The 2232-nt window shown below is 43.0% G+C and carries 3 protein-coding genes; all 3 read left to right on the plus strand.

Annotation, left to right across the window (positions count from 1 at the left end; translation table 11 throughout):
* On the plus strand, positions 1-1166 hold a 1166-nt coding region (locus ACQRBJ_RS15865), incomplete at its 5' end, for a hypothetical protein (RefSeq protein ID WP_445304208.1).
* 33 nt (positions 1167-1199) lie between these two features.
* Positions 1200-1850, plus strand: a complete 651-nt coding sequence (locus ACQRBJ_RS15870) for a murein L,D-transpeptidase catalytic domain-containing protein (protein ID WP_445304209.1) — start codon at positions 1200-1202, stop codon at positions 1848-1850.
* 12 nt (positions 1851-1862) lie between these two features.
* Positions 1863-2232 (plus strand): hypothetical protein (locus ACQRBJ_RS15875; RefSeq protein WP_445304210.1); only part of this gene is annotated, 370 nt, incomplete at its 3' end.

A 2232-nucleotide genomic window follows, 5' to 3' on the forward strand; every position in this document is an offset into this window, starting at 1 on the left:
GTATCGAAATAACCCAACATACAAAAGAAGAATATATGACTAAGAAATGTATTATATCTGTATTGCTCGTAGTGGCTTGGGCATTCTTTGCCTCTCTGTTTTACAAGACCATCATGCTGATGCTGCTCTTCCTGGTATGGAAGAAGCACATCTTTGAGATGCTTCCGGCATGGACACAGAAATGGGGAATGAAACCTTATTGGATGCTCTTCTTCGTATGCCTGTGGATGGCAATGCCCCGTTATCGCATCGACTCAAATGACAGGGTGAGACTCGTTTATCTGGATAAGAATGGGGATACTAAGTATCCTCCACTTACCCAATATCTCATCAATACCCTGATTCCTGAAGAAGAGATAGTGAACTTTAGCATTAGAAACCTGATGATTGCCCGACCTGTCATCAGCATGATGGGCGTTGGCGGTACTCTTATTGCACAAGCCAATCAGGATATTGCCAATGGTAAGATTCATAACTTCTTTACCCCGTATGACAATCTTGGTATAGATAATCCGATGTCAGGAGTCTATGTGCAGGCTTTCAACGAGGCTTTCGGAACCAACGACAGGGCTGTTTATATCTCCGAACCTAAGGGAGATGAGAATGTAAGATGGAGCAAGGAGAACGGGTTCAAATATCCGCTGGTAATATTCTGTCATGGATACCTGGGCAACTGGCAACTCTATCAGGGTATCTGGAAGGATCTGAACAACTGCATCGTGCTGAGCATCGGTACTCGCAGCATGAGCGGTATCTTCACAAATCATGATATTAATGAGATTTTCAGCTATTACATACCTTCCCTGGAGCGAATGGGCTATCACATCGACCATCGTCAGATTCATCTGATGGGGCTTTCAAATGGAGGTAGTGCGATAGTGGCAACCATGCACTCATCACATGCCAAGGATTTCAAGAGTTTGACATCTATCTCCTGTAATCTTGGAGGATTGAGGAAGGTGCCATGTAGAATCAATCTGATTGGTGGCGGTCAGGATCATTCTTCACGTTTGATGCCAAGTCAGGCAAGCAGGCTCAGTAAGATGGGAGTTCATGGCGGCTTGTTCTTTGTTCCAGAAGAAAACCATTATATCTTGGTAAACAGGCGCAATGAGATTATCGAGTTTCTTAAGCAAGAGATGAATCTGACATGTGTCAGGGAATAGAAAATCAATGTTTTGATTATACACAAGTTAATTATGAAGAAGTTATTGATTATATTGGGAATACTGGTTCTGCTTGTCTTCGGTGTTCTTTTCGTTCCACCTATTTATAATGGGTTCACGAAGCCGTTTTTTAAGAATACGGTGGATGCTAAAGAGTGGTACCATCAGGTGGATTGTGAGAACCTGACGCAAGTAAGAGATTATTGCGACAGACGGGGATACAGTACGGATTACTATATTCTGGTGGATTTCTCCATTCCATCTGGCAAAAAGAGATTCTTTATCTATGACTTGCAGCGTGGCAAAAGAGTAATGAGCAGCTATTGCATGCATGGAAGTGGTAAGGGAAATACAGCAGCCCAACCAATGTTCAGTAATAACCCTGGAAGCGGATGCACGAGTCTTGGAAGATATTTCATGATAGGAAAAGGTGGAATGAAGTTCAAGAACTGCGTTCGCCTTCGAGGGCTCGACAAGAGCAATTATCTGGCAGAAGCCCGTGGCATCCTGATTCATTCTGCTGGCAAGGTGACAAGATTCTCCGGTGAGAAGGAGTATATTCCGCTGGGAACAGAGAGTCGTGGCTGCTTTACTGTATCAAGGAGCTGCGTGGAGAAAGTGATGCAGATATACAAGGAATCTTCTAGGAGAAGACCGGTATTGATTTATGCAAAATACAAATAAAAAGAATATTCTATGAAGAAGTTATTGCTGTTTATAGCTGGAATCTCAATCTTGTTTTTAGCAGGTTGTTACAATGGAAATCAGAGTCATGGCAATGAGGGAATGGGAGACAGCCTCCCTGCTGATCCTCCATTGGGTTATGTCATAGAGTTAAAGCCTTTGGGAAATTTCTCACATCAGGAGGCAGAACAGTTGAGAGAAGAACTTGTGAAGCAGTTGGGTTTCATTTTCAATAAGGTACCAAAGGCTTGGGTGGAGGCATCTGTATTTGTTGGAGACAAGAAAGAAATACCTGCCTCATGTCTCTACAAACCAAGAAACAGGTATTGGGCTGGGGGGATTCTGAAAATGTTGCATGAAGAGCATGGAGGTAATGATGAAA

This window comes from Prevotella sp. SGI.167 (assembly GCF_050313615.1).
GTDB lineage: Bacteria > Bacteroidota > Bacteroidia > Bacteroidales > Bacteroidaceae > Prevotella.